20 protein-coding genes and 1 tRNA gene are annotated in these 22,740 nt (G+C 71.6%); 11 read left to right on the top strand and 10 right to left on the bottom strand.

All coding sequences use genetic code 11. The features are described from left to right. The first annotated feature begins 15 nt into the window (after positions 1–15). The 3 genes from RGE_RS15810 (at position 16) to nadB (ending at position 4,008) form a co-directional block, all read left to right on the top strand. The gene (locus RGE_RS15810) at positions 16–1,266 is read left to right on the top strand and encodes a TRAP transporter large permease (RefSeq protein WP_043785573.1); all 1,251 of its coding nucleotides are present in this window, start codon (positions 16–18) and stop codon (positions 1,264–1,266) included. Positions 1,267–1,297: 31 nt separating this feature from the next. Beyond that, positions 1,298–2,308 (top strand): TRAP transporter substrate-binding protein, encoded by a 1,011-nt coding sequence (locus RGE_RS15805; RefSeq protein ID WP_014429447.1) that lies wholly within the window; start codon positions 1,298–1,300, stop codon positions 2,306–2,308. 83 nt (positions 2,309–2,391) lie between these two features. After that, positions 2,392–4,008: an L-aspartate oxidase gene (nadB, locus tag RGE_RS15800; RefSeq protein ID WP_014429446.1), complete on the top strand. Its 1,617-nt coding sequence runs from the start codon at positions 2,392–2,394 to the stop codon at positions 4,006–4,008. Here the strand turns inward: nadB and RGE_RS15795 are convergent, their stop codons facing one another. The 5 genes from RGE_RS15795 to RGE_RS15775 form a co-directional block, all read right to left on the bottom strand. Next, positions 4,009–5,814, bottom strand: a complete 1,806-nt coding sequence (locus RGE_RS15795; protein WP_014429445.1) for a methyl-accepting chemotaxis protein — start codon at positions 5,812–5,814, stop codon at positions 4,009–4,011. It lies immediately after the preceding gene. A gap of 111 nt (positions 5,815–5,925) precedes the next feature. Then, complete coding sequence (locus RGE_RS15790) at positions 5,926–6,216, bottom strand: late competence development ComFB family protein (RefSeq protein ID WP_014429444.1); 291 nt, start codon at positions 6,214–6,216, stop codon at positions 5,926–5,928. A gap of 72 nt (positions 6,217–6,288) precedes the next feature. Continuing rightward, entirely contained in the window at positions 6,289–7,146 is an 858-nt protein-coding gene (gene nadC / locus RGE_RS15785) for a carboxylating nicotinate-nucleotide diphosphorylase (RefSeq protein ID WP_014429443.1), read from the bottom strand. Then, positions 7,143–8,261: a quinolinate synthase NadA gene (gene nadA / locus RGE_RS15780; protein ID WP_014429442.1), complete on the bottom strand. Its 1,119-nt coding sequence runs from the start codon at positions 8,259–8,261 to the stop codon at positions 7,143–7,145. The genes nadC and nadA overlap by 4 nt, the downstream gene beginning before the upstream one ends. Before the next feature lie 79 nt (positions 8,262–8,340). Further along, the gene (locus tag RGE_RS15775; protein ID WP_014429441.1) at positions 8,341–9,177 is read right to left on the bottom strand and encodes an AraC family transcriptional regulator; all 837 of its coding nucleotides are present in this window, start codon (positions 9,175–9,177) and stop codon (positions 8,341–8,343) included. Between the two features lie 65 nt (positions 9,178–9,242). Here RGE_RS15775 and RGE_RS15770 point away from each other — a divergent pair, with 65 nt between their 5' ends. Further along, on the top strand, positions 9,243–10,487 hold the full coding sequence (locus RGE_RS15770) for an MFS transporter (protein WP_014429440.1): 1,245 nt from the start codon (positions 9,243–9,245) through the stop codon (positions 10,485–10,487). 31 nt (positions 10,488–10,518) lie between these two features. Beyond that, positions 10,519–12,219, top strand: coding sequence for a thiamine pyrophosphate-binding protein (locus RGE_RS15765; protein ID WP_014429439.1), 1,701 nt, complete (start codon positions 10,519–10,521; stop codon positions 12,217–12,219). Position 12,220: 1 nt separating this feature from the next. On the opposite strand, the gene RGE_RS15760 is transcribed toward RGE_RS15765, so the two are convergent. Then, positions 12,221–13,129, bottom strand: coding sequence for an EamA family transporter (locus RGE_RS15760; protein WP_014429438.1), 909 nt, complete (start codon positions 13,127–13,129; stop codon positions 12,221–12,223). Positions 13,130–13,217: 88 nt separating this feature from the next. Here RGE_RS15760 and RGE_RS15755 point away from each other — a divergent pair, with 88 nt between their 5' ends. The 5 genes from RGE_RS15755 (at position 13,218) to RGE_RS24330 (ending at position 15,145) form a co-directional block, all read left to right on the top strand. After that, entirely contained in the window at positions 13,218–13,679 is a 462-nt protein-coding gene (locus RGE_RS15755) for an Lrp/AsnC family transcriptional regulator (protein WP_014429437.1), read from the top strand. Positions 13,680–13,747: 68 nt separating this feature from the next. Beyond that, positions 13,748–14,242 (top strand): ribonuclease E activity regulator RraA, encoded by a 495-nt coding sequence (gene rraA, locus RGE_RS15750; RefSeq protein ID WP_014429436.1) that lies wholly within the window; start codon positions 13,748–13,750, stop codon positions 14,240–14,242. A 2-nt stretch (positions 14,243–14,244) separates the two neighbouring features. Next, the gene (locus tag RGE_RS15745) at positions 14,245–14,751 is read left to right on the top strand and encodes a hypothetical protein (protein WP_014429435.1); all 507 of its coding nucleotides are present in this window, start codon (positions 14,245–14,247) and stop codon (positions 14,749–14,751) included. Positions 14,752–14,805: 54 nt separating this feature from the next. Continuing rightward, positions 14,806–14,882, top strand: a tRNA-Pro gene (locus tag RGE_RS15740). 119 nt (positions 14,883–15,001) lie between these two features. Next, complete coding sequence (locus RGE_RS24330; RefSeq protein ID WP_014429434.1) at positions 15,002–15,145, top strand: hypothetical protein; 144 nt, start codon at positions 15,002–15,004, stop codon at positions 15,143–15,145. Positions 15,146–15,468: 323 nt separating this feature from the next. Here the strand turns inward: RGE_RS24330 and RGE_RS15735 are convergent, their stop codons facing one another. Then, a complete protein-coding gene (locus RGE_RS15735; RefSeq protein WP_052311013.1) occupies positions 15,469–17,640 on the bottom strand; it encodes a bifunctional 2',3'-cyclic-nucleotide 2'-phosphodiesterase/3'-nucleotidase in 2,172 nt (723 codons plus the stop codon). 156 nt (positions 17,641–17,796) lie between these two features. Further along, positions 17,797–19,050 carry an RCC1 domain-containing protein gene (locus tag RGE_RS23350; protein WP_148280208.1) on the bottom strand — a complete coding sequence of 418 codons (1,254 nt, stop codon included), beginning with the start codon at positions 19,048–19,050 and terminating at the stop codon, positions 17,797–17,799. Between the two features lie 251 nt (positions 19,051–19,301). Here RGE_RS23350 and RGE_RS15725 point away from each other — a divergent pair, with 251 nt between their 5' ends. Next, positions 19,302–19,511: a hypothetical protein gene (locus RGE_RS15725; RefSeq protein ID WP_043784182.1), complete on the top strand. Its 210-nt coding sequence runs from the start codon at positions 19,302–19,304 to the stop codon at positions 19,509–19,511. 12 nt (positions 19,512–19,523) lie between these two features. On the opposite strand, the gene RGE_RS15720 is transcribed toward RGE_RS15725, so the two are convergent. Together RGE_RS15720 and RGE_RS15715 are read right to left on the bottom strand one after the other, a co-directional pair. Then, entirely contained in the window at positions 19,524–21,692 is a 2,169-nt protein-coding gene (locus tag RGE_RS15720) for an amylo-alpha-1,6-glucosidase (RefSeq protein ID WP_014429430.1), read from the bottom strand. Further along, positions 21,689–22,732 (bottom strand): glycosyltransferase family 4 protein, encoded by a 1,044-nt coding sequence (locus RGE_RS15715; protein ID WP_014429429.1) that lies wholly within the window; start codon positions 22,730–22,732, stop codon positions 21,689–21,691. Before RGE_RS15715 ends, RGE_RS15720 begins: the two co-directional genes overlap by 4 nt. Positions 22,733–22,740: the final 8 nt, after the last annotated feature.

The following is a 22,740-nucleotide window of genomic DNA, read 5'->3' as shown; positions in this document are numbered from 1 at the left end:
CTCTTCATCGGTTCCATGCTCGGCCTGATGGCGCTGGGCATGCCGATGGCCTTCGCCCTCGTGCTCACCGGCGCCTCGATGGCCTGGGCGCTGGACTTCTTCGACACCCAGCTGCTGGCGCAGAACCTCGTCGCCGGCATCGACAGCTTCCCGCTGCTGGCGGTGCCGTTCTTCATCCTCGCCGGCGAGCTGATGAACGCCGGCGGCATCAGCCGCCGCATCATCGCGATGGCCCAGGCCTGGGTCGGCCACGTGCGCGGCGGGCTGGGCTTCGTGACGATCGGCGCGGCGGTGCTGATGGCCAGCATGAGCGGCTCGGCGCTGGCCGACACCGCGGCGCTGGCGACGATCCTGCTGCCGATGATGCGCGCCCACGGCTACCCGGCCAACACCTCGGCCGGGCTGATCGCCTCGGGCGGCATCATTGCGCCGATCATCCCGCCGTCGATGCCCTTCGTGATCTACGGCGTCACGACCAACACCTCGATCTCGCAGCTGTTCCTGGCCGGCATCGTGCCCGGGATCATCATGGGCGTCGGCCTGGTCATCGCCTGGAAGCTGGTGCTGCGCGGCATCGACGTGCAGCGCGACGAGAAGCTGCCGCTGGCCGCGCGCGGGCGTGCCACCGTCGACGCGTTCTGGGCCTTGCTGATGCCGGTGATCATCATCGGCGGCATGAAGAGCGGCCTGTTCACGTCGACCGAGGCCGCGGTCGTGGCCGCCTTCTACGCGCTGGTCGTCGCGGTCTTCGTGCACCGCGAGATGTCCTGGCGCGAGCTGCACGGCGTGCTGGTGCGCGCCGCGCGCACCACGGCCATCGTGATGTTCCTCTGCGCCGGCGCCTCGGTGGCCAGCTACATGGTGACGCTGGCCGACCTGCCGGCGGCGCTGGCCGGCATGCTGGGGCCGCTGATCGAGCATCCCAAGCTGCTGATGGCGGTGATGATGATCACGCTGATCGCCGTCGGCACCGCGCTGGACCTGACGCCGTCGATCCTGATCCTGGCGCCGGTGATGCTGCCGGTGGCCGTCAAGGCCGGCATCGACCCGGTCTACTTCGGCCTGATGTTCGTGCTCAACGGCGCCATCGGGCTCATCACGCCGCCGGTGGGCACGGTGCTCAACGTCGTCGCCGGCGTCGGCCGCATGCGCCTGGACCAGGTGGTGCGCGGCGTCTCGCCCTTCCTCGCGACCTACCTCGTGATCCTCGCGCTGTTCGTCGCCTTCCCGCAGATCGTCACCGCGCCGCTGGCGTGGCTGCGCTGATCCCTCCCACGTCCAGACAGGAGACAACGAAGTGAAGCTCTTCCGCCGCACCGTCATCGCCGCGCTCGCCGCGGCCGCCGTCGCCCCCGCGTTCGCGCAGGACATCAAGCCGCGCCTGATCCGTTTCGGCTACGGCCTCAACGAGCAGAGCAACCAGGGCCGCGCGGTGATGCTCTTCGCCAAGGAGGTCGAGAAGGCCAGCGGCGGCAAGATGAAGGTGCGTGCCATCGGCGCCGCCGCGCTGGGCCCGGACACGCAGATGCAGCAGGCGCTGATCGGCGGCGCGCAGGAGATGATGGTCGGCTCGACGGCGACGCTGGTCGGCATCTCCAAGGAGATGGCGCTGTGGGACACGCCCTTCCTCGTCAACGACGCCAAGGAAGCCGACGCGCTGCTCGACGGCCCGGTGGGCCAGAAGGTGATTGCGACGCTGCAGCCCAAGGGACTGGTCGGCCTCGTCTACTGGGAGAACGGCTTTCGCAACCTGACCAACGGCACGCGGCCGGTGGCCAAGCTCGAGGACCTCGCCGGCATCAAGCTGCGCGTGATGCAGAACCCGGTGTTCCTCGACACCTTCAAGACCCTGGGCGCCAACGCGATCCCGCTGCCGTTCTCGGAGCTGTTCAGCGCGCTGGAGACGCGCGCCGTCGACGGCCAGGAGAACCCGTACAACACCATCCTGTCGAGCAAGTTCTACGAGGTGCAGAAGTACCTCACGGTGACCAACCACGTCTACAGCCCGTGGATCGTCACCGTCAGCAAGCGCTGGTGGGACTCGCTCTCGGCCACCGAGAAGAAGATCCTGATGGACGCCGCGGTGAAGAGCCGCGACTTCGAGCGCCAGGACACGCGCGCAGAAGCCGCCAAGGCGCTGGCCGAGCTCAAGGCCAAGGGCATGCAGGTCGTCGAGCTGCCGCCGGCGGAGACGGCGCGCATGCGCTCCAAGCTGGGCGCGATCAACGCCGCGGTCGCCGCCCAGGTCGGCCAGGACCTCTGGAACGAGACCCAGCACGAGCTGCAGAAGCTGCGCGGCGGGCGCTGACATCGCGCGCGGGCCGGGGGAGGGCGCGTTCGTAGAATGCCCCTCTCCTCACGGGAACCAGCGGCCTCTCGCGCCGCGCCACCATGTCCACGGATTCCACTGCTCCGGGCACCGCGCCCGTCGTCGTCGTCGGGGCCGGCCTGGCCGGACTCGTCGTCGCGCTGAACATCGCCGACACGCGGCCGGTCATCGTGCTCGCCAAGCGCGCGCTGGGCGAAGGCGCCACCGCCTGGGCGCAAGGCGGCATCGTCGGCGTGCTGGGCCAGGACGACAGCATCGAGTCGCACGTGCGCGACACGCAGGAGGCCGGCGCCGGCCTGGTCGACGAGAACACCGCACGTTTCATCGCCGAGCGCAGCGCCGCGGCGATCGCCTGGCTGGTCGACGCCGGCGTGCCGTTCTCGGTCGACCCAGACGGCCCGCTGGGCCTGCATCTGACGCGCGAAGGTGGCCACGCGGTGCGCCGCATCGCCCACGCCGCCGACGCCACCGGCCGCGCGATCCACGACGCGCTGCTGGCGCGCGCCGCCGCGCACCCGAACATCAGCCTGCGCGAGCGCTGGATGGCGGTGGACCTGATCACCTCGCGCCACCTCAAGCGCGACGAGACGCCGCGCTGCTACGGCGTCTACGCGCTGGACATGGACAAGCGCCGCGTCGAGACGCTGGCCGCGTCGGCCGTGGTGCTGGCCACCGGCGGCCTGGGCAAGGTCTACCGCTACACCAGCAACCCCGACACCGCCACCGGCGACGGCGTCGCGATGGCCTGGCGCGCCGGCTGCCGCGTCGCGAACATGGAGTTCGTGCAGTTCCACCCGACCTGCCTGTACCACCCGCAGGAGCGCAGCTTCCTGATCACCGAGGCGCTGCGCGGCGAAGGCGGCCTGCTGCGCCTGCCCGACGGCACGCGCTTCATGCCGGCGCACGACGAGCGTGCCGAACTCGCGCCGCGCGACATCGTCGCCCGCGCGATCGACTTCGAGATGAAGAAACACGGCCTGGACCACGTGTGGCTGGACGCCACGCACCTGGGCGAGGACTTCCTGAAGTCGCACTTCCCGACGATCCACGCGCGCTGCCTGGAGCTCGGCATCGACATCGCGCGCCAGCCGATCCCGGTGGTGCCGGCGGCGCACTACAGCTGCGGCGGCGTCGTCACCGACCTCGACGGCCGCAGCGACCTGCCGGGCCTGTACGCGATCGGCGAGACCGCCTATACCGGCCTGCACGGCGCCAACCGTCTGGCGAGCAACTCGCTGCTGGAGTGCGCGGTGCTGGGCCGCACCTGCGCCGAACGCATCCTGGCCACCGCCGGCGACCTGCCGGCGCTGCCGCCGCCCTGGGACGAGAGCCAGGTCGAGGACGCCGACGAGGAGGTCGTCATCGCCCACAACTGGGACGAGCTGCGCCTGCTGATGTGGAACTACGTCGGCATCGTGCGCACCACGCGCCGGCTGGAGCGCGCGCTGCACCGCATCAAGCTGCTGCGCGACGAGATCGACGACTACTACGCCAACTTCCGCGTCACGCGCGACCTGCTGGAGCTGCGCAACCTCGTCGGCTGCGCCGAGCTGATCGTGCGCTCGGCGCTGCGCCGCCACGAGAGCCGCGGCCTGCACTTCAGCCGCGACTTCCCGGACACGCTGCCGGTCAGCTTCCCGACCGTGCTGATCCGCCCGGCCAAGAGCCCGAAGCGCTGATCAGCCGAGGCGAAAGCCCCGCACGACGCCGGCCAGGCGCTCGGCCTGCTCGTGCAGCGACTGCGCGGCGGCCGCCGACTGCTCGACCAGCGCCGCGTTCTGCTGCGTCGCGCGGTCGAGTTCGCCGACGGCGGCGTCGGCCTGCACGATCTCCTCGTGCTGGGCCGCCGCGGCGGCGGTGATCTCGCCGATCGTGTCGTTGACACGCTGCACGCCGGCGACCAGTTCCTCCATCGTGCGGCCGGCTTCGGCCACCAGTGCGGCGCCGTTCTCGACCTTGTCGACCGAGGCGCCGATCAGGCCCTTGATCTCGCGTGCCGCCGCTGCCGAACGCTGTGCCAGCGCGCGCACCTCGCTGGCGACGACGGCGAAGCCGCGGCCTTCCTCGCCGGCACGCGCCGCTTCCACTGCCGCGTTGAGCGCCAGGATGTTGGTCTGGAAGGCGATGCCGTCGATGACGCCGGTGATGTCGGCGATGCGGTGCGAGGCCTGGTTGATCTCGTCCATCGTCGTCACGACGCGCTGCACCACCTCGCCGCCGCGGGAGGCGACCTCGGCGGCGCTGGTCGCCAGGTCGTGCGCGATGCGCGCCGAGTCGGCGCTCTCGCGGCCGGTGCCGGTGATCTGCTGCATCGCGCTGGCGGCGCGCTGCAGGCTGGCGGCGGTCTGCTCGGTGCGTGCCGACAGGTCGGCGTTGCCGCCGGCGATCTCGCCCGCGGCGACGTGCACCGAGTCGCTGGCGTCGCGGATCTGGCGCACCGCCAGCTCGATCTTGGCGACGAAGGCGTTGAAGTGGCGCGCGATGCTGGCGAGTTCGTCGCCGCCCTCGCTGGGCAGGCGCTGGCCCAGGTCGCCGTCACCCGAGGCGGCTTCGGCCATCGCGTGGTCCAGCGCCTTCAGGCGGCGCAGCTGGCGGCCCAGCGTCCAGGCCAGCAGCAGCACCGCGACGACGGTCACCACCAGGCTGGCGGCGACCGACTGCCAGACCATCGCCATGACGCCGGCCAGCGCTTCGCCGCGGTCCAGCGCCAGCACCAGCAGCCAGTCGGTGCCGGCGATCGGCTCGGCGCGCAGCAGGCGCGGCTGGCCGGCGATCTCCAGTTCGGCCAGGCCTTCGCGGCCGCCCAGCGCCGCCAGCGCCTCGGGCGCCAGCCCCGGCGACAGCTCTGCCGCCGGCTTCAGCACACGCGCCGCGTCTTCGTGCACGACCACCTGGCCGGCGCGCGAGACGATGAAGGCGCTGGTGCCCGGCGTCGGCCGGATCGAGCCGACGACCTTGACGACGCCGTCCATGAAGACGTCGCCGGCGACGACCGCCTGGCCGCCGTCCAGGGCCTGGGCGAAGGTGACGACCAGCTTCTTCGTCGCCGCGTCGAGATAGGGCGCGGTCAGCACCGGCTGGCCGGAGGCGGCCGCGGCCTGTTGGTACCAGGGGCGTGCGGTCGGGTCGTAGCCCGGCGGCAGGTCCTGCGGTTTGGAGAACTCGATGCGCCGGTCGGCGTGGCCGACGTAGGTGGTGTCGAAGCCGCCGGCGGCTTCGGCCTGGCGCAGCGCCGGCAGCGGGTCGGCGGCCGCGGCGCCGGCGGCCATCGAATGCACGACTTGCTGGTGCTGGGCGACCCAGCCGCCGATGTCGGCGGCGTGGGCGCGGGCCAGCGCCGTGGTCTGGCTGCCCAGCTGCTGCAGCGCCTCGTGGCGGGCGCCGATCGCATTGACGACGGTGAGGCCGGCCAGGCCGGCCAGGACAAGGCCCGCCGTCGTCGCGACGAGGCGCGCACGCAGCGAGGCCGATCGAAGGTACTTCATCGGTCCGGAATGAGGGAGAGTCCGTCGGACTTCGGGTTAACCCTCATATCGACCGAGTGCTGCGCGACTGAAGCGCGCTTGCGGCGTTTCGGCGCCGCTGCCTGCGTCAGATCAACCGCGGGCGCGCATCGCCACCCGGGCCTGGACGAAGCCGAAGGCGAAGTCCACCGCCTCGGCGATCTGCCGGGCGCTCTCCTCGCGTTCGCGCTCGCTGAGGTAGAACGAGAAGTCGACCGCGTGGCGGATGTAGCGCGGCTGCAGCCGGTTCAGCGCGAAGCAAGCGACGTCGGCGAGCAGTTCGCCGTCGCCGGCCAGCCCCGGGTGGGCCGGGGCCGCGGCCAGCACGGCCTCGAACACGGCGTTCTCGTTGTGGTTGTGGATCGACGTGAAATCGATGCTCATCGCTAGGCCTCGCGCGGGTTTTCGTGCTTGCGGTTTATCGGCCGCGGCACGCCGGACTTGAGGCCGCGGCGCTCAGAACTCCTCGACGACCCGCATCGAGAAGTCGACCGCCTTGACGTCCTTGGTCAGCTTGCCGATCGAGATGCGGTGCACGCCGGTGGCGGCGATGGCACGCAGCTGCTCGAGCTGCACGCTGCCCGAGACCTCCAGCAGCGCGCGGCCGGCGTTGATCGCCACCGCCTCGCGCATGCGCTCGAGGTCGAAGTTGTCCAGCAGCACGCTGGTCGCGCCGGCGGCCAGCGCCTCGCGCAGCTGCTCCAGCGTTTCGACCTCGATCTGGATCTCGACGCCGGCGTTCAGCGCCCGCGCGTTGGCCAGCACCTGGCCGACGCCGCCGGCCGCGGCGATGTGGTTCTCCTTGATCAGGATGCCGTGCCACAGCGCCAGGCGCTGGTTGCGGCCGCCGCCGACGCGTACCGCGTACTTCTGCGCCTGGCGCAGGCCGGGAATCGTCTTGCGCGTGTCCAGGATCGCGCAGCCTTCGGGCAGCGGCGAGGCGCCGGCCACCGCCTCGACGTGGCGGCGGGCCTCGGTGGCGGTGCAGGACAGCAGCTGGATGAAGTTCAGCGCCGGGCGTTCGGCGGCCAGCAGCGCACGCGCCTGGCCCTCGATCTCAACGACGGGTGCGTCGGGCACCATCCATTCGCCTTCCTCGACCCGCCAGGCGATGCGCGCGGCGGGGTCCAGCGTTCGCACGACGGCGTCGAACCAGTCGCGGCCGCAGAGCACCGCGCGTTCGCGCGCGATGACGCGTGCCTTCACGCGGCGTTCGGCCGGCACCAGCATCCCGGTCCAGTCGCCGTCGCCCAGGTCCTCGGCGATCGCGTCGCGCACGTTGCGCTCGCGCGCGATCTCCAGCGTCTCGTTCATGCAACCCCCACGTTCGGAACAAACCCTTGCGCCGGCTTCGCGACGGCCGCCGGATGGCGCTGCACGAAGTCCAGCATGCGTTCGATGCAGCCCAGCGCCTGGGCGCGGGTCGGTTCGGGCACGGTGATCTCGCCGGCGCCGTGCTCCAGGCAGGCGAGCACGCCCTGCAGCGCGTTCATCGCCATCCACGGGCAGTGCGCGCAGCTCTTGCAGGTGGCGCTGTTGCCGGCGGTCGGCGCCTCGATCAGCGTCTTGCCCGGCGCCAGCTGGCGCATGCGGTGCAGGATGCCGTTGTCGGTGGCGACGATGTAGGCCGGCGCGTCGCCGCGGATCACGGCATTCAGCAGCTGCGAGGTGCTGCCGACGACGTCGGCCTGCGCGACCACCGAGGCCGGCGACTCGGGGTGCACCAGCACCATCGCGCCGGGGTGCTCGCGCTTGAGCAGGTCCAGCTCCAGTCCCTTGAACTCGTCGTGCACGATGCAGGCGCCGTTCCACATCAGCATGTCGGCGCCGGTCTGCTCCTGGATGTAGCGGCCGAGGTGGCGGTCGGGCGCCCAGAGGATCTTGCGGCCCTGGTTCTTCAGGTGTTCGACGATCGCCAGCGCGCAGGAGCTGGTCACCATCCAGTCGGCACGTGCCTTCACCGCGGCGCTGGTGTTGGCGTAGACGACGACCTCGCGGTCGGGATGGGCGTCGCAGAACGCGGCGAACTCGTCGGCCGGGCAGCCCAGGTCCAGCGAGCAGGTGGCGTCCAGGTCGGGCATCAGCACGCGTTTGTCGGGCGACAGGATCTTGGCGCTCTCGCCCATGAAACGCACGCCGGCGACGACCAGCGTCTTCGCCGCATGGTCGCGGCCGAAACGCGCCATCTCCAGCGAGTCGGCGACGATGCCGCCGGTGGCCAGCGCCAGGTCCTGCAAGTCGCCATCGACGTAGTAGTGGGCCACCAGCACCGCGTCGCGGGCTTTCAGCAGCTCGGCGATGCGCGCCTTGGCGGCCTCGCGTTCGGCCGGCGGCAGCGCGGCGGGCACCTTGGCCCAGGCGTGCGCGGTGCAGCTCGCGCCGCTGGCGTCCTGGCGGGTGTAGTCGTAGACGATCTCGTCGGTGTCCATCGATGTCTCTCGTGCGGCCTGCGGCCGCTGCAGCCCCAGATTGTGGCCGCAGGCAAGGCGTCAACCCGCCGGGGCCTGATCAGCCCGCGTTGAAGAAACGGCTGGGCGGCATGCCGACGGCGCGCCGCACCATCGCGCTGAAGGCGCTGGGGCTGGCGTAGCCCAGTTCGGCGGCGATGTGGCTCATCGGCCGGCGCGCCGCGGCCATCGACAGCGCCTTGGCCAGCAGCACCTGCTGGCGCCAGGCGGCAAAACTCGTGTCCAGCTCCTGGCGGAACAGGCGTGCGACGGTTCGCACGCTGGCGCCGGCTTCCTGCGCCCAGCCCTCCAGGCTGTCGTGGCGCGCCGGGTCGTCGAGCACGGCGTCGCACAGCGCGCGCAATCGTTTGTCGGCCGGCAGGCGTACGCCCAGCGGCAGCGGCCGGGCTCGTGCCAGCTCGTCCTGCAGCAGCGCGGCCAGGCAGTGTTCGCGCGCCGGTTCCTGCACCACGTCTTCGCGCGCCAGTTCGGTCACCAGCTCACGCAGCAGCGGCGAGGCTTCGAGCACGCGACAGCGGCTCCAGTCGCCGGCGGCGCTGCCGGCCAGCGGCTGCGGGCCGCGGGGCTGGTCCTGCAGCACGTACATCGTCACCAGCTCGGCGTCCTCGACGACCGAGACGAAGTGCTCGACGTCGGGCGGCACCCAGACGACACGCGTCGGCGGCACGATGAAGGTGTGGTCGGGCACCGTCAGGCGCACGACGCCGGTGGCCGAGAACGCCACCTGCGCCCACGGGTGGCGGTGCGGCACGATGCGTGTCGCCGCGCGCAAGGCGCGTTTGCGCACCCAGACCGGGTGGGCGGCGCTGGGGGCGTGCACCGCCGGGTCCAGCGGCAATTCGCTGCGCGAGGCGCGGGGGCGGGCAGGGCGTGGCACGGATTCGACAGAAGTTGGCCGACCATCGTAACTGCGCCGCGAAGCGCGCCGCTACGCTGCTTTTCATGACCACGACCGCCTCCACGCCCGCCGGCGACGCCCGCCGCGACGTCGCGACGATCTCGCTGATCGGCCTCGCGCACGGCAGCTCGCACTTCTTCCACCTGCTGCTGCCGCCGATGTTCCCGGCGTTCATCCGCGACTTCGGGCTCAGCTATTCCGAACTCGGGCTGCTGGTGACGGTGTTCTTCGTCGTCTCGGGCATCGGCCAGGCGCTGGCGGGTTTCGTCGTCGACCGCATCGGCGCACGCCCGGTGCTCTACGGCGCGATGGCCTGTTTCGTCGCCGGCTCGCTGGCGGCGGCTTCGGCGCAGGGCTTCGGCGGCCTGGCGGTGGCGGCGGTGCTGGCCGGGCTGGGCAACGCGCCGCTGCACCCGGCGGACTTCACGATCCTCAACCGGCGCGTCTCGCCGCAGCGCCTGGGCCATGCGTTCTCGGTGCACGGCATCAGCGGCAACCTCGGCTGGGCGCTGGCGCCGGTGTTCCTGATCGGCCTGAACACGGCGTTCGGCTCCTGGCGTGCCGCCTATCTGGGCTGCGCCGTGCTGGCCGCGGTGGTGCTGGCGCTGCTGGTGCTGCGCCGCGACCTGATCGACGACCACCACGAGGCCCACGTCGCCGCCACGCGCAGCGCCGCGGCCGGCGGCGGCGAGCACCCGATGGCTTTCCTGAAGCTGCCCAGCGTCTGGCTGTGCTTCTCGTTCTTCTTCTGGACGACGGTGGCGCTGGCGGCGATCCAGAGCTTCGCCAGCCCGGCGCTGGGCCGCATGTACGGCCTGCCGCTGGAAGCCACGGCCTTCGTCGTCACCGGCTACATGCTGGCCAGCGCGGCCGGCATGATCGTCGGCGGCTTCCTCATCGACCGCACCGAACGCCTGGAACGCATCATCGCCGCGGCGATGGCGCTGGCCGCGGCGATGCTGCTGCTGGTGGCCAGCGGCTGGCTGCCGGGCATGGTGGCGTTGGCGGTGGCGTCGCTGGCCGGTTTCGGCACCGGGCTGGCCGGCCCCTCGCGCGACATGCTGATCAAGCGCGCCGCGCCGCCGGGCGCCACCGGGCGTGTCTACGGCACCGTCTATTCGGGGCTGGACACCGGCAACGCGATGGCCGCGCCGGTGTTCGGCGCGCTGATGGACGCCGGCCTGCCACAGGCCGTCTTCGGCGGCTCGGCCGTGGCGATGGCGCTGGGCGTGCTGTCGGCGTCCTTCGTCGGCCTGGCGGTGCACCGCCGGCGGCTGGCGCTGGCTTGAGCGCGGCCGCGGCGGCGTTAGAGTCGCCGCCATGAACGACAGCACCCGTTCCCGCCTCGCCGGCCATGCGCTCGTCGAGGCCCTCGTCGCCCAGGGCGTCACCACCTGCTTCGGCGTGCCCGGCGAGAGTTATCTGGCCGTGCTCGACGGCCTGCACGAGCACCGCGAGCAAATCCGCTTCGTCGCCTGCCGCCACGAAGGCGGCGCGGCCTTCATGGCCGAGGCCCAGGGCAAGCTGAGCGGGCGGCCCGGCGTCTGCTTCGTCACGCGCGGCCCCGGCGCGTCGAACGCCGCGATCGGGCTGCACACGGCCTTCCAGGACTCGACGCCGATGCTGCTGCTCATCGGCCAGGTGGCCGGCGACCAGCGCGACCGCGAAGCCTTCCAGGAAGTCGACTACCGCCAGATGTTCGGCCCCGGCACGCTGGGCATGGCCAAGTGGGTGGGCGAGGTGCACGACGCCGACCGCCTGCCCGAGTACGTCGCGCGCGCCTTCCACACCGCGATGCAGGGGCGGCCCGGCCCGGTGGTGCTGGTGCTGCCCGAGGACATGCTGACGCGCGAGACCGCCGCGCCGGTGCTGCCGCGTGTCGAGCCGGCGCTGGCCTGGCCGGCGCCCGGCGCCTTGCGCGACCTGCGCCGGCTGCTGCTGGAGGCCGAGCGGCCGATCGTCATCGCCGGCGGCAGCGGCTGGGATGCCGAGGCCGCCGCGGCGCTGCAGCGTTTCGCCGAGAACTGGCGCCTGCCGGTGGCCTGCGGCTTCCGCTTCCAGGACACCTTCGACAACGCCCACCCGCTGTACGCCGGCGACGTCGGCATCGGCATCAATGCGAAGCTCGCCGCGCGGGTGCGCGACGCCGACCTCGTCATCGCGCTGGGCGTGCGCCTGGGCGAGATGACGACCGGCGGCTACACGCTGCTGCAGGCACCGCGCCCGGCCCAGAAGCTGGTGCACGTGCACGCCGGCCCCGAGGAACTGGGCCGCGTCTACGCCGCCGACCTGATGCTGCAGGCCTCGATGCGCAGCGCTGCCAAGGCGCTGGAGGCGCTCGCCGCGCCGCCGGGCCGCGACGGCGCCTGGGCCGAGGCCGCGCGTGCCGACTACGAGGCCAACCAGGTGCCGACGCCGGTCGAGCCGCTGGACCTGGCGGCCGTCGTGCAGATGCTGCAGCGCCGCCTGCCCGAGGACACCGTCTGGACCAACGGCGCCGGCAACTACAGCGGCTGGCTGCACCGTTTCCTGCGTTACCCCGGCCTGCAGCACCACGGCCGCACGCAGCTGGCGCCGACCTCGGGTGCGATGGGCTACGGCCTGCCGGCGGCGGTGGCCGCAGCCGTGCTGCAGCCCGGGCGCCAGGCGGTCGCTTTCCTCGGCGACGGCGAGTTCCTGATGACCGGCCAGGAGCTGGCGACGGCGCGTGCCGCGGGTGTCGAGCGGTTGCTGGTCGTCGTCGTCGACAACGGCAGCTACGGCACGATCCGCATGCACCAGGAGCGCGAGTACCCGGGGCGCATCAGCGGCACCGAGCTCTGCAACCCCGATTTCGCCGCGCTGGCGCGGGCCTACGGATGGGCCGGGGAGACGGTAGCGAAGACGGCCGACTTCGAGGCCGCGCTGGAGCGCGCGCTGGCGGCCGGCAAGCCGGCGCTGCTGCACTTGTTGCTCGACGTCGAGGTCAGCACCTCGCGTGCGACGTTGGCGCAGATCCGCGCCGCGGCCGCCCGGCGCTGACTCAGCGCCGTCCGGCCAGCAGCAGCACGACGCTGGCGGTGACGATGCCGGCGGCCAGCATCTCGCCGGCGCCGACGACTTCGCCGCCGACCGTCACGCCCAGCACCATCGCGATCACCGGGTTGACGAAGGTGTAGCTCGAGGCCAGCGCGGTGCTGGTGCGCTGCAGCAGCAGCATGTAGGCGCTGAAGCCGATCAGCGAGCCGGCGACCACGAGGTAGAACCAGCAGGCCAGCGAGCGCGGGTCCGGCGGCAGCGTCGGTTGTTCGCCCGCGCCCCAGGACAGCGCCAGCAGCAGCACGCCGCCGGCGAGCATCTGGCTGGCGTAGCCGGCGGCGCCGGGCGCCAGTTCCAGCTTCCGCCCGCCCGGCAGCCCGTGTTTGGCCCAGACGCTGCCGGCGCACCAGGCGGTGCAGGCGATCGCCATCGACACCAGCCCGGCCGCCGAGGCGCCGAAACCTTCGCCCTGCGTCAGCAGCACGATGCCGACCAGGCCCAGCGCGATGCCGGCCGTTTCCAGCCGCGACGGCCGCACGCCGTAAGGCAGCTCGAACAGCGCGACCACCGCCGGCACGACGGCGATGAAGGCCACGACCAGCCCCGAGCTGATGCTCTGCTGGGCGAACGCGGTGGCGCCGTAGCCGCCGCCGAGCATCAGCGCGCCGAGGATGAAGGCGCTGGTCCATTGCGCGCGGTCGGGCCAGCGCGCGCCGCGCCAGCGTGCGAAGGCGCCCAGCACCAGCCCGGCGGCGACGAAGCGCGTGCCCATCTGGAAGAAGGGGGGGAAGCTCACCAGCGCCCACTTGATCGCCAGATAGGTCGAGCCCCAGACGAACCAGGTCGAGGCCAGGCAGGCCAGCAGCAGCGGCGACAGCCGGGTGGTGGTCGGGGTCAGGGCGACGGTGGGCATGGGGCGAGATCATAAGAAGGCAAACGCGGCAGATCCATGCAGAATCAAAGCTCGTCGCGACGCTTCGCCGTGGAAACAAAGGTTCTGAATGAGCTACGCCTTGGACGCCTACGACACCCGATTGCTCGCCGAACTGCAGGCCGACGCCCGCCTGAGCCTGGCCGAACTCGGCCGGCGCGTGCACCTCAGCCAGCCGGCGGTGGCCGAGCGCGTGCGCAAGCTCGAAGCCGCCGGCGTCATCACCGGCTACCGCGCGACGGTGGACCTGGGCGCGCTGGGCTACGGCATCCGCGCGCTGGTGCGCGTCGGCCGCACCGACTACGCGCGCATGCTCGAACTGATCGAGCAGACGGCCGAGGTCGTCAACGGCTGGAACATCACCGGCGAGGACAGCTGGATGCTGGAGATCGCGGTCACCGACGTCGCCCACCTCGACGCCGTGGTGTCGCGTCTGTGCCTGCTGGCCGAGACGTCCACGTCCATCATCCTGAAGACGGTGCGCGAGCACCGCGTGATGCTGCCGCCGGCGCCGCGCGAGCCGGCGCGTTAGATGGCCGGCGTGGGGCTTTGGCCGCGGCCTGCGCGGCGCGCTTAGGATTCTTCCCAGGGAGACCGACGATGGACGACTTCTCCACTTGCGACCTCTGCGACGCACACAAGGACGCCGGCGACGGCGGCGAGTTCCGCGTGCTGCCGCCGGTGTTCACGAGCTACGGCGGCCGCGTGCGTTTCGCCGGCCCGGCGAGCACGGTCAAGTGCCACGAGGACAACAGCCTCGTGAAGGCCGCGCTCGACGAGCCGGGCCGCGGGCGCGTACTCGTCGTCGACGGCGGGGGCTCGCGGCGCCGCGCGCTGGTCGGCGGCAACCTGGCCGCCGCGGCGGCCAGGAACGGCTGGGCCGGCCTGGTCGTCGACGGCGCGGTGCGCGACCTGGCCGAACTGGCCGCCTGCGACGTCGGCATCCGTGCGCTGGCCGCGATGCCGATGCCCACCGTCAAGCGCAACGAAGGCCAGCGCGACCTGCCGGTGCAGGTGCAGGGCGTGCGTGTGGCGCCGGGCGAGTGGGTCGTCGCCGACGAGGACGGCATCGTCGTGATGCCGGCGAGGCCCTGACGATGGCCGCCCCCGGCGACTGGGTGGTGGTGCCCGGCAGCGAGGCCGAGATCGAAGCCGCCGCGGCACGCGCACGGCGCCTCGTCACCCGCCGGGCGCTGGTGGCCGCCGGCGTCGCCGCGGTGCCGATCCCGGGCATCGACTGGATCACCGACGTCGGCACGCTGGTCAAGCTGCTGCCCGAGATCAACGCCGAGTTCGGCCTCAGCGCCGAGCAGGTCGAACGCCTGGCGCCCGACCGGCGCCTCGTCGTCTACAAGGCGATCAGCGTCGGCGGCGGCGTGCTCGTCGGCCGCCTCGTCACGCGCGACGTCGTGCTGCGCATCGTGCGCACCGTCGGCGTGCGGCTGACGACCAAGCAGGCCGCCAAGGTCGTGCCTTTGGCCGGCCAGGCGGTGTCGGCGGCGCTGACGTTCTCGGCGCTGAAGATCGTCTGCGAACAGCACATCCGCCAGTGCATGGACGTCGCGCGGCAGCTGCAGCTGCCGGCGCCCGCCGAGTTGATCTGACCCCCCAGGGCGGCGAGCGGCCGCGCAAGGGGCGACGGCTACAATCGACAGCTTCGGGGTGTAGCGCAGCCTGGTAGCGCAACTGCTTTGGGAGCAGTGGGTCGCACGTTCGAATCGTGTCACCCCGACCATCCAACTCTTTGATTCCGTTGCGGAAATCGCTCCGCGGCAGCTGCAACGTTCTTGTGCAGCCTTCTAACGGGATCGGATTCTTCCGACGGAGCAGGCGAATCGCTTCGCCAGGCGGAACATGAAGAAGTTCTCCGTTGGTCGTTGGGGTCAGATTCACCTGCTTGGCGGTGATCGCACTCGCGCTGCCCGATGGACGGTTCGGGCGATCTTCCTGCTGTTGGCTGCCGCCGTCATGTTGCTGGCGCTCGTCATCAGTCGCTGAGGCACGCAAGCGAGCCGTGGTCTCCCGACACGATGAACTCGGCGTCGCCAGCCACCCCCCGCGCATGCAAGCCGGGAACATGAACGGCGCACTTCGACCGGCCCACCGAAGACCGTACTTCGTGTTCCAGGGCTTTCTCCGTGCTCGTGCCCACGCGCGCGGTCTTCGTCCACGAGCTCGGCTTCTAGCTGCTGCACGATGGCAGCGGGCGCGTCGCACGGGCGGGTGCTGCGGCCCGCGCCCGCCTCGGCCCGGCCTTCCCTGCGAAAACGAAAAGGCCACCCGAAGGTGGCCTCGTCCGTCGCATCAGACGTTCTTCTCGATCACTGGCTCAGATCGACGCGGTAGACCGTGTAGCTGCCGGTGCCGCTGTTGATGCCGTTGTCGTCGGCGCGGTAGACGCTGACGTTGGCCAGGCCCGCGGCCTGGGCGAGCGCCAGTTCGTCCTTGCCCGACTTGAACAGCACGTTGCCGGCGGTCGCGACCTTCGTGAACTGCCAGCTGCGAGCCGCGCCGTCGCTGGCGCGCACCAGGTTCTGCCGCGCCTTGACGTAGTTCAGCACCACTTCGCGGTTGGCGTCGGGCGCGGCCCAGACGATGTCGAACTTCTTGCCGCTGCCCAGGATGTACGGGGCGCTGGAGTTGGCGCGGTAGTTGTTCGTGGCGACGATGAACTCCTGCGCCGGGTCGATCGGCTGGCCCTTGTAGCGCAGGTTCCTGATGCGCTCGCCGCCCTGGCTCGGGTCGTTGACGTTGTAGCGCGCCTGGGTGACGTCGATCTCGTAGCTGATGTCCGGCGAGGTGAAGACGTCGTAGTTGTAGCCCGGGAAGGACGAGCCGGTCTGCACGCCCGTCTTGCTGTCGTTGAGCAGCCACTGGTCCTCGGTCTTCGCCGGGTCGATGCGGTTGAAGCGCCCGGCGGCGTTCTCCAGCCACAGCTTGATCTGCGCGCCGGTGACCTTCACCGCGTTGATCGTGTTGTTGTCGTAAAGGTAGAGGTCGGCCGCGGCGGCGACGGTCAGCGAACCGGCCTTGACGTCGGTGTAGTCGCTGCTGCTGCCGTAGCCGGCCTTGAACGGCGCGGTGACCGACAGCACCGGCAGCGCGGCGTACTGCGGCAGGTTCTTCTTCACGTAGTTCGCCACGTGCTCCTGCTGCGCCTGGTTGACGACCTGCAGCGCTGTCGAGTCGCCGAGTTCGGCGAACATCGAGCTCATGCGGAAGTCGCTGCTGCCGATCGGCGAGGCCACGTAGGCGCGCGTCTTCTCGTGCAGCGTGGCGACCGCCTCGACGACGGCGCTGTCGCTGGCGACGTAGGTGCTCGGGTTGCTGCCGGTCTGGATGGTGCGAACCTCGACCGCGGTGTTGGCGGTGTCGAGCGACCACTTGTGCGCCTTGCCGTCCCACTTCAGCGCGTACTTGATGACGCCCAGCGCCTTGCCCCAGGAGCTGGCCATCACCGCCGGCACGCCGTTGACGGTGCCCTTGGTGTTGTCCGCGCCGTCGAAGGTGTAGACCGGCTTGGTGCCGCGGTCGGGGAAGGTGTTGTGCTCGTGGCCCATCACGATGCCGTCGATGCCCGGCACGTCCTTCGTGATGTAGTAGCCGGGGTTCTCCATGTTCGCGGCATAACCGCCGGCGTTCATGCCGCCGTGCAGCAGCACGAACACCAGGTCGGCACCCTTGCGGCGGATCTCGGGCACGTACTTGGCGGCGGTGTCGCGCCCGTCCTGGGTGCTGACCTTGCCTTCGAGCTTGTCCTTGTCCCAGTTCAGGATGCCGGGCGTGGTGATGCCCAGCACGCCGATCTTGATCGGATGCGTGACGGTCGTGCCGTCGGCCTGCTTGGCCGTCAGCTGGCGTTCGAGGATGACGTAGGGTTCGACCAGCGGCTTGCCGGTCTTCAGGCTGGTGACGTTGGCCGCGACGATCGGGAAGCCCGGGCCCTTGTCCTTGCTGCCGATCTTCGGGTCGACGCCGTCGACCTGCAGCCCGCCGCCCAGGATCTGGCTGAGGTAGGGCAGGCCGAAGTTGAACTCGTGGTTGCCCAGCGTGCCGGCGTCGTACTTCAGCGTCGCCATCGCCTTGTACATCGTCAGCTGCTCGGTGGGCGCCAGCGGCTGCACCTGGGCCTCGTAGCTGCCCAGCACCGTGCCCTGGATGGTGTCGCCGTTGTCGACGAGCAGGGTGTTGGCGAACTCCTGGCGCGCCTGGCGGATCAGCGTCGCCGTGCGCTCCAGGCCGACCCCGTTGTCGGCCTTGTCGGCGTAGTAGTTGTAGCTGCGGGCGTAGTAGTGCAGGTCCGTCGTCTCCAGCAGCGCCAGCTCGGCGGCGGCGTCCGGCGTCGGCGCCGGGTCATCGTCGCTGCCGCAGGCCGTCAGCGCCAGCAGGGTGCCGATCAGCAGGATGTTGTGGGCAGCGAAGCGGACGCGACGCGCGCTTGTGGGCTCTCGGGACAATGCCGGCTCCTGTGGATTGCTCTTGGAGCCGCGCATTCTTCGGGCCGCTCTTAACAAGGCCGTGACCGGCGTGTGGCAGGACGCCGTGGCCGAAGCGCTGCGCGGCGCCGCCGTCGCCTTCGAGAAGGTGACGGCGCGCCACGACCCGGCGCAGGTCGAGTGACCGGCCGGCCCCGGTGGCCGCGCCCGGGCTCAGTTGAGGTTGACGCCCACGGCCTGGACCGGGGCCAGTTCGACGGCGTTCAGCGTGCCGGTGCCCAGCTGGCCCTTGTTGTTCGCACCCCAGCCCCACACGCTGCCGTCGTCGCGTCTGACCACGCAGTGGCTGGGCCCGCAGCTGACGGCCTGCACGCCCGACAGGCCGGGCAAAGCCGTCGGCGTCGCCTCGGGCGCGGTCGTTCCGGCGCGGCCGGTGACCTCGGCTTCGCCCCAGGTCAGAACCTGGCCGCTGCTCGTCAGCGCCACCGACCCGGTGCCGGCGACGGCGACCTGCGTGACGCCGGACAGCCCGTCGACGACCACCGGCTGGTCGTTGTAAGGGGTGCCGTCGATCAACGTCCCGTTGAGGTTGGTGCCCCATTCGAGGACCGTGCCGTCCGCGCGCAGCCCGAGGCAGTGCGCCGGCGCGCAAGCGGCCTTGATGACCCCGGTGACACCGAGCACCTGGGTGGCGGACCCGGACCCCCAGGTCGTGTCGATGCGCCAGACGGTGCCGTCGGACTTGACCGCGTGGTGCAGGCCAGGGCCGGTGCTGAGCTGGATGACGTCGGACAGCCCGGCCACCCGCTGCGGGCTCACGACCGTGACGCCGAGCGTCGTGCCGGCCTCGCTGATGCCGGGCAGGAACCAGACGCTGCCGTCGGTGCGCAGCGCCATCGACAGCCCGGCCGGGTCCGCCTGCACCTGCTTGATCTTGTCGCCCCAAGGCACCGAACGCGGCACGCTCACCGTGCTGTCGCCCATCAGCGGAACCTCGCCGCCGAGCCAGCCGGTGGCGTTGCGGCCCCAGCCGGTCGCCGTGCCGGCGGAGGTCAGCGCCTGGGCGCCGTAGATGCCGGCCGAGACGGAGGCCGAGGGCACGGTGTCCACCGTCCGGGCCGAGCTGCCGTCCAACGGGGCGCCGCCGCCCAACTGCCCCAGTGCGTTGTCGCCCCAGGCGATGGGCAGGCCGTTGGCGCGCAAGGCGACGGTGAAGTCGACGCCGGCGGAGATCGAGTCCTGCAGGCTGACGCCGCTGCCGCCGCCGCCGCCGTTGCCACCCCCGCCGGTGTCGCCGCCGCCACCGCCCGTGTTGCCGCCACCGCCGGTGTTGCCACCGCCGCCCGTACTGCCGCCACCGCCGTCACCGCTGGTGGCACTGTCGCTGCTGCCTCCTCCGCCGCCGCACGCGGTCAAACACACCAGGGCCGCCACGGCGGTCAGCCGCATCAACATCAAACTGGACATCGCAACTCCCTTTGGGTTCGTCGAACACGACACGTGCTCGAACCGACCTTATGGCCGGCGGAATTACTGGCGAGTTACCCGGCTCGCGAGCTGCCGGCAGCTCCGGCGCACAGGCGTCTGCCCGGCCCTGCGGGCCTTCTGTGCTGCCGCTGATCGGCCCCGGCACCGGGCCGCGTCAAATCCGCGGCCCGCCGGATGCAGAACAATCGACCGGTTGCGCGCCCGTCACGACGCATCCGGCCCGTCAGCCGATGAATCCCGATTCCGTTTCGCATACCACCCTCTACCGCGTCGTCGAAGTGCGGCGCGGCGCCGACGGTCGCCTGGAGAAGGTGTTCGCCGCCTACCACCCCGACCTCGAACGCGTGCAGCGCCACGCCGACTTCGTCGCGCGCTGCACGACGGCCACCCGGCTCTACATCGCCGACCACGCGGGGCGCGTCGTCCGGCGCCTGCTGTAGCGCGCCGGGCCTTCAGACCGCGACGCGCACTTCCAGCGGCCCGTCCTTGCGCGTGATCTGCACGCCGACGTCGCGGTCGTAGCGGCGCAGCAGCAGGTCGACGCTGGCCTCGCCGACACGCAGGTCGTGCAGCGCCAGCCAGTCGATGAAGGACGGCAGCCGCGGCGAGCGCAGCGACAGCACGCCAGCCGGGGCGTCGATCTCCAGCCCCAGGTTGGCCTGCAGCATGCCGAACACCGCCGCCGCCGACCAGGCCTGCGGCGCGCAGGCCACCGGGTACAGCGTCGGCCCTTCGCCGTCGCGGCGGTGGAAGCCGCAGAACAGCTCGGGCATGCGGTGCTGGGCGAAGTGCAGCGTGGCCTCGAACAGCCCGTCCATCACGCGGGTCGCGGCGTCGGTGTGGCCGTAGCGCGCCAGGCCCATCGCGACGAGCGCGTTGTCGTGCGGCCAGATCGAGCCGTTGTGATAGGACATCGGGTTGTAGCGCGCCTGGCCCGCGGCCACGGTGCGGATGCCCCAGCCGGTCCAGAAGTCGGGTTCGCCGAATCGCTGGGCCATGCGCGCGGCGTGCTCGGGCGCGGCGATGCCGGTCCACATCGTGTGGCCGGCGTTGGAGGTGGCGACGCGGCAGGGGGCCTTGTCGCCGTCCAGCGCGATCGCGTACAGCCCCAGCTCCTCGCACCAGAAGCGCGCGTGGAAGGCGCGGCGCAGCGTCGCGGCCTGGTCTTCCAGCTGCTGCGCCAGCGTGCTCTCGCCGAGCGCGGCGGCGAGCTCGGCGCCGTAGCGCTTGGCTTCGTAGACGTAGGCCTGCACCTCGCACAGCGCGATCGGCGCTTCGGCCAGGCGGCCGTCGGCGTGGAACACCGAGTCGTGCGAGTCCTTCCAGCCCTGCTGCGCCAGGCCGCGGCTGCTGCGCCGCGCGTACTCGACGAAGCCGTCGCCGTCGCGGTCGCCCCAGCGGTCGATCCACTGCAGCGCCGCCAGCACGTGCGGCCAGAGCCGGCGCACGAAGGCCAGGTCGGCGGTGCGGCGCCAGTAGGCGCCGGCCAGCGCGACGAACAGCGGCGTCGCGTCGATCGTGCCGTAGTAGCGCTCGAACGGCACCTCGCGCGTGCGCGCCATCTCGCACTGCCGCGCTTCGTGCAGGATCTTGCCGGGCTCGGCGTCGCGCTCGTCGTCGACGGCCGTGGCCTGCGAGGCGGCCAGGCATTCGAGCACGCCGCGCGCCAGCGCCGGGTCCAGCCAGAGCAGCTCGCGCGCGGTGATCAGCCCGTCGCGGCCGAAGGTCGTCGAGTACCAGGGCACGCCGGCGTAGGGGTAGGGGCCGGTCGGCAGCTCGGTGGTCAGCATCGCGACGTCGGCCACCGAGCGCTCCAGCCAGCGTTCGACCAGCGGGTTGGAACTGCGGATGCGGCCGGCGCCGCGGGCCTGGTGCTCGCGTGCCTGGGCGTTGGCGCGGAACGCGGCGTCGTAGCCCGGGGCGCGCGTGCGCGGCGTTTCGCCGACGTCGCAGGCGACGGTGCAGTACAGGTGCAGCTCGGCGCCGGGCGTCAGGTGCAGCCGGTAGCGCACCTCGCGCTCGCCCCAGGTGTCGGGCGAGGGCTGCAGCGTCACGCGGCTGGTGCGCCGCAGGCCGTCCAGGCCGTCGTAGGCGAACTCCAGCGTGTCGCCCTGGCGCCGCGGCGGGTGCGCCGTTCCGCGCTGCGCCCGCGCCGTGCCGCGCACCTCGAACAGGTCGCGGAAGTCGGCGTCGAACTGCAGCGTCAGCTCCAGGTCCACCGCCTCCAGCCCGTGGTGCGTCAGGCGCAGGTGCTCCCAGCAGGCGTCGTCCCAGAGCAGCTTGGCGCGGAACAGGTGGATCTCGCCCTTGGGCACGCGCAGCGCGCCGTCGGCCAGCAGGTCGGGGTTCATCGCCTCGACGATCAGCAGGTTGTTGCGCTCCTTGACCGTCGCGCCGAGGAACATCGGCCGCAGCCCGTCGACCAGCAGCTCCATGCGCGAGAGGTAGCGCGTGTCGCGGTGGTACAGGCCTTGTTCGCCTTCGCCCCAGGCGCGGATGTCGCCCACGCGGTCGAAGAGCGCGAAGCTGTCGTCGCTCTTGAGCACGTACGGGTTGTTGTCGGCGCGTGCGGCGGCCACCGTGACGTACCACTCGTCGCCGATGCGGATCGGACCGGTCATGCCAGGCTCCCGGCGCGCTCGGCGATCAGCGCGCGATAGACCTCGACGTAGCGCGAAGCCATGCGCTCGACGGTGAAGCGGCGTTCGAACTCGTCGCGGCAGCGCCGGCGGTCGATCTCGCCGATGCGCCGCGCGGCCTCGACGGCGCCGGCCTGGTCGTCGACGATGAAGCCGGTGACGCCCTCGTCGAGCACCTCGGGCACCGAGCCGCAGCGGTAGGCGACGACCGGCGTGCCGCAGGCGAAGGCCTCGATCATCACCAGCCCGAAAGGCTCGGGCCAGTCGATCGGGAACAGCAGCGCGCGGGCGTTGCCCAGCAGGTCGTTCTTCTCGCGGTCACCGACCTCGCCGATGAAGTGCACCAGCGGGTGCGCCAGCAGCGGCGCGACGTCGTGCTCGAAGTAGGCGCGGTCCACCGGGTCGACCTTGGCGGCGATGCGCAGCTGCACGCCGCAGGCCACGGCGATCTCGATCGCGCGGTCGACGCGTTTTTCAGGCGACAGCCGGCCGAGGAAGACGAAGTAGTCGCCGGGCTGCTCGTGGAAGCGGTACAGATCGTGCGGCAGGCCGTGGTGCACGGTGGCGCACCAGTGGGCGTCGGGCAGCGGCAGGCGCTGGTGATGCGAGATCGACACCAGCGGGTGGCGGCGGAAGTGCGCGTGCAGCGGGCGCAGCTCGGGCAGGTCCAGCCGGCCGTGCATCGTCGTTACGCTGGGTGTCGCCGAGCGCTGGGCCAGCGGGTAGTGCAGGAAGTCGATGTGGAAGTGGATGACGTCGAAGCGCGCGGCCTGCTCGAAGACGCGGTCGACCATCATCACGTGGCGCATCAGCCAGTCCGGCCGCGCCGGGTCGCCGCGCAGGCTGCGGCGCGACATCGGCACCAGCGTCGCGGCGGTGCGCGAGTCGCCGCTGGCGAACAGCGTGACTTCGTGGCCCTGGGCCGCCAGCGCCTCGGTGAGGTAGGAGACGACGCGCTCGGTGCCGCCGTAGGCTTCGGGCGGCACACGTTCGATCAGCGGGGCGACTTGGGCGATCTTCACGGCAGGCC

Origin of the sequence: Rubrivivax gelatinosus IL144 (assembly GCF_000284255.1) — a bacterium.
GTDB lineage: Bacteria > Pseudomonadota > Gammaproteobacteria > Burkholderiales > Burkholderiaceae_C > Rubrivivax > Rubrivivax gelatinosus_A.
This window is presented reverse-complemented; position numbering and strand designations above follow the sequence as displayed.

Coding starts and splice junctions, on each gene's coding strand:
- RGE_RS15765 (WP_014429439.1), top strand. CDS start 10,519: ATGAACGACAGCACCCGTTCCCGCCTCGCCGGCCATGCGCTCGTCGAG.
- RGE_RS23350 (WP_148280208.1), bottom strand. CDS start 19,050: ATGTCCAGTTTGATGTTGATGCGGCTGACCGCCGTGGCGGCCCTGGTG.
- rraA (WP_014429436.1), top strand. CDS start 13,748: ATGGACGACTTCTCCACTTGCGACCTCTGCGACGCACACAAGGACGCC.
- RGE_RS15735 (WP_052311013.1), bottom strand. CDS start 17,640: ATGCGCGGCTCCAAGAGCAATCCACAGGAGCCGGCATTGTCCCGAGAG.
- nadB (WP_014429446.1), top strand. CDS start 2,392: ATGTCCACGGATTCCACTGCTCCGGGCACCGCGCCCGTCGTCGTCGTC.
- nadC (WP_014429443.1), bottom strand. CDS start 7,146: ATGAACGAGACGCTGGAGATCGCGCGCGAGCGCAACGTGCGCGACGCG.
- RGE_RS15795 (WP_014429445.1), bottom strand. CDS start 5,814: ATGAAGTACCTTCGATCGGCCTCGCTGCGTGCGCGCCTCGTCGCGACG.
- RGE_RS15760 (WP_014429438.1), bottom strand. CDS start 13,129: ATGCCCACCGTCGCCCTGACCCCGACCACCACCCGGCTGTCGCCGCTG.
- RGE_RS15770 (WP_014429440.1), top strand. CDS start 9,243: ATGACCACGACCGCCTCCACGCCCGCCGGCGACGCCCGCCGCGACGTC.
- RGE_RS15720 (WP_014429430.1), bottom strand. CDS start 21,692: ATGACCGGTCCGATCCGCATCGGCGACGAGTGGTACGTCACGGTGGCC.
- RGE_RS15810 (WP_043785573.1), top strand. CDS start 16: ATGCTCGGCCTGATGGCGCTGGGCATGCCGATGGCCTTCGCCCTCGTG.
- RGE_RS24330 (WP_014429434.1), top strand. CDS start 15,002: ATGAAGAAGTTCTCCGTTGGTCGTTGGGGTCAGATTCACCTGCTTGGC.
- RGE_RS15790 (WP_014429444.1), bottom strand. CDS start 6,216: ATGAGCATCGATTTCACGTCGATCCACAACCACAACGAGAACGCCGTG.
- RGE_RS15725 (WP_043784182.1), top strand. CDS start 19,302: ATGAATCCCGATTCCGTTTCGCATACCACCCTCTACCGCGTCGTCGAA.
- RGE_RS15755 (WP_014429437.1), top strand. CDS start 13,218: ATGAGCTACGCCTTGGACGCCTACGACACCCGATTGCTCGCCGAACTG.
- RGE_RS15745 (WP_014429435.1), top strand. CDS start 14,245: ATGGCCGCCCCCGGCGACTGGGTGGTGGTGCCCGGCAGCGAGGCCGAG.
- nadA (WP_014429442.1), bottom strand. CDS start 8,261: ATGGACACCGACGAGATCGTCTACGACTACACCCGCCAGGACGCCAGC.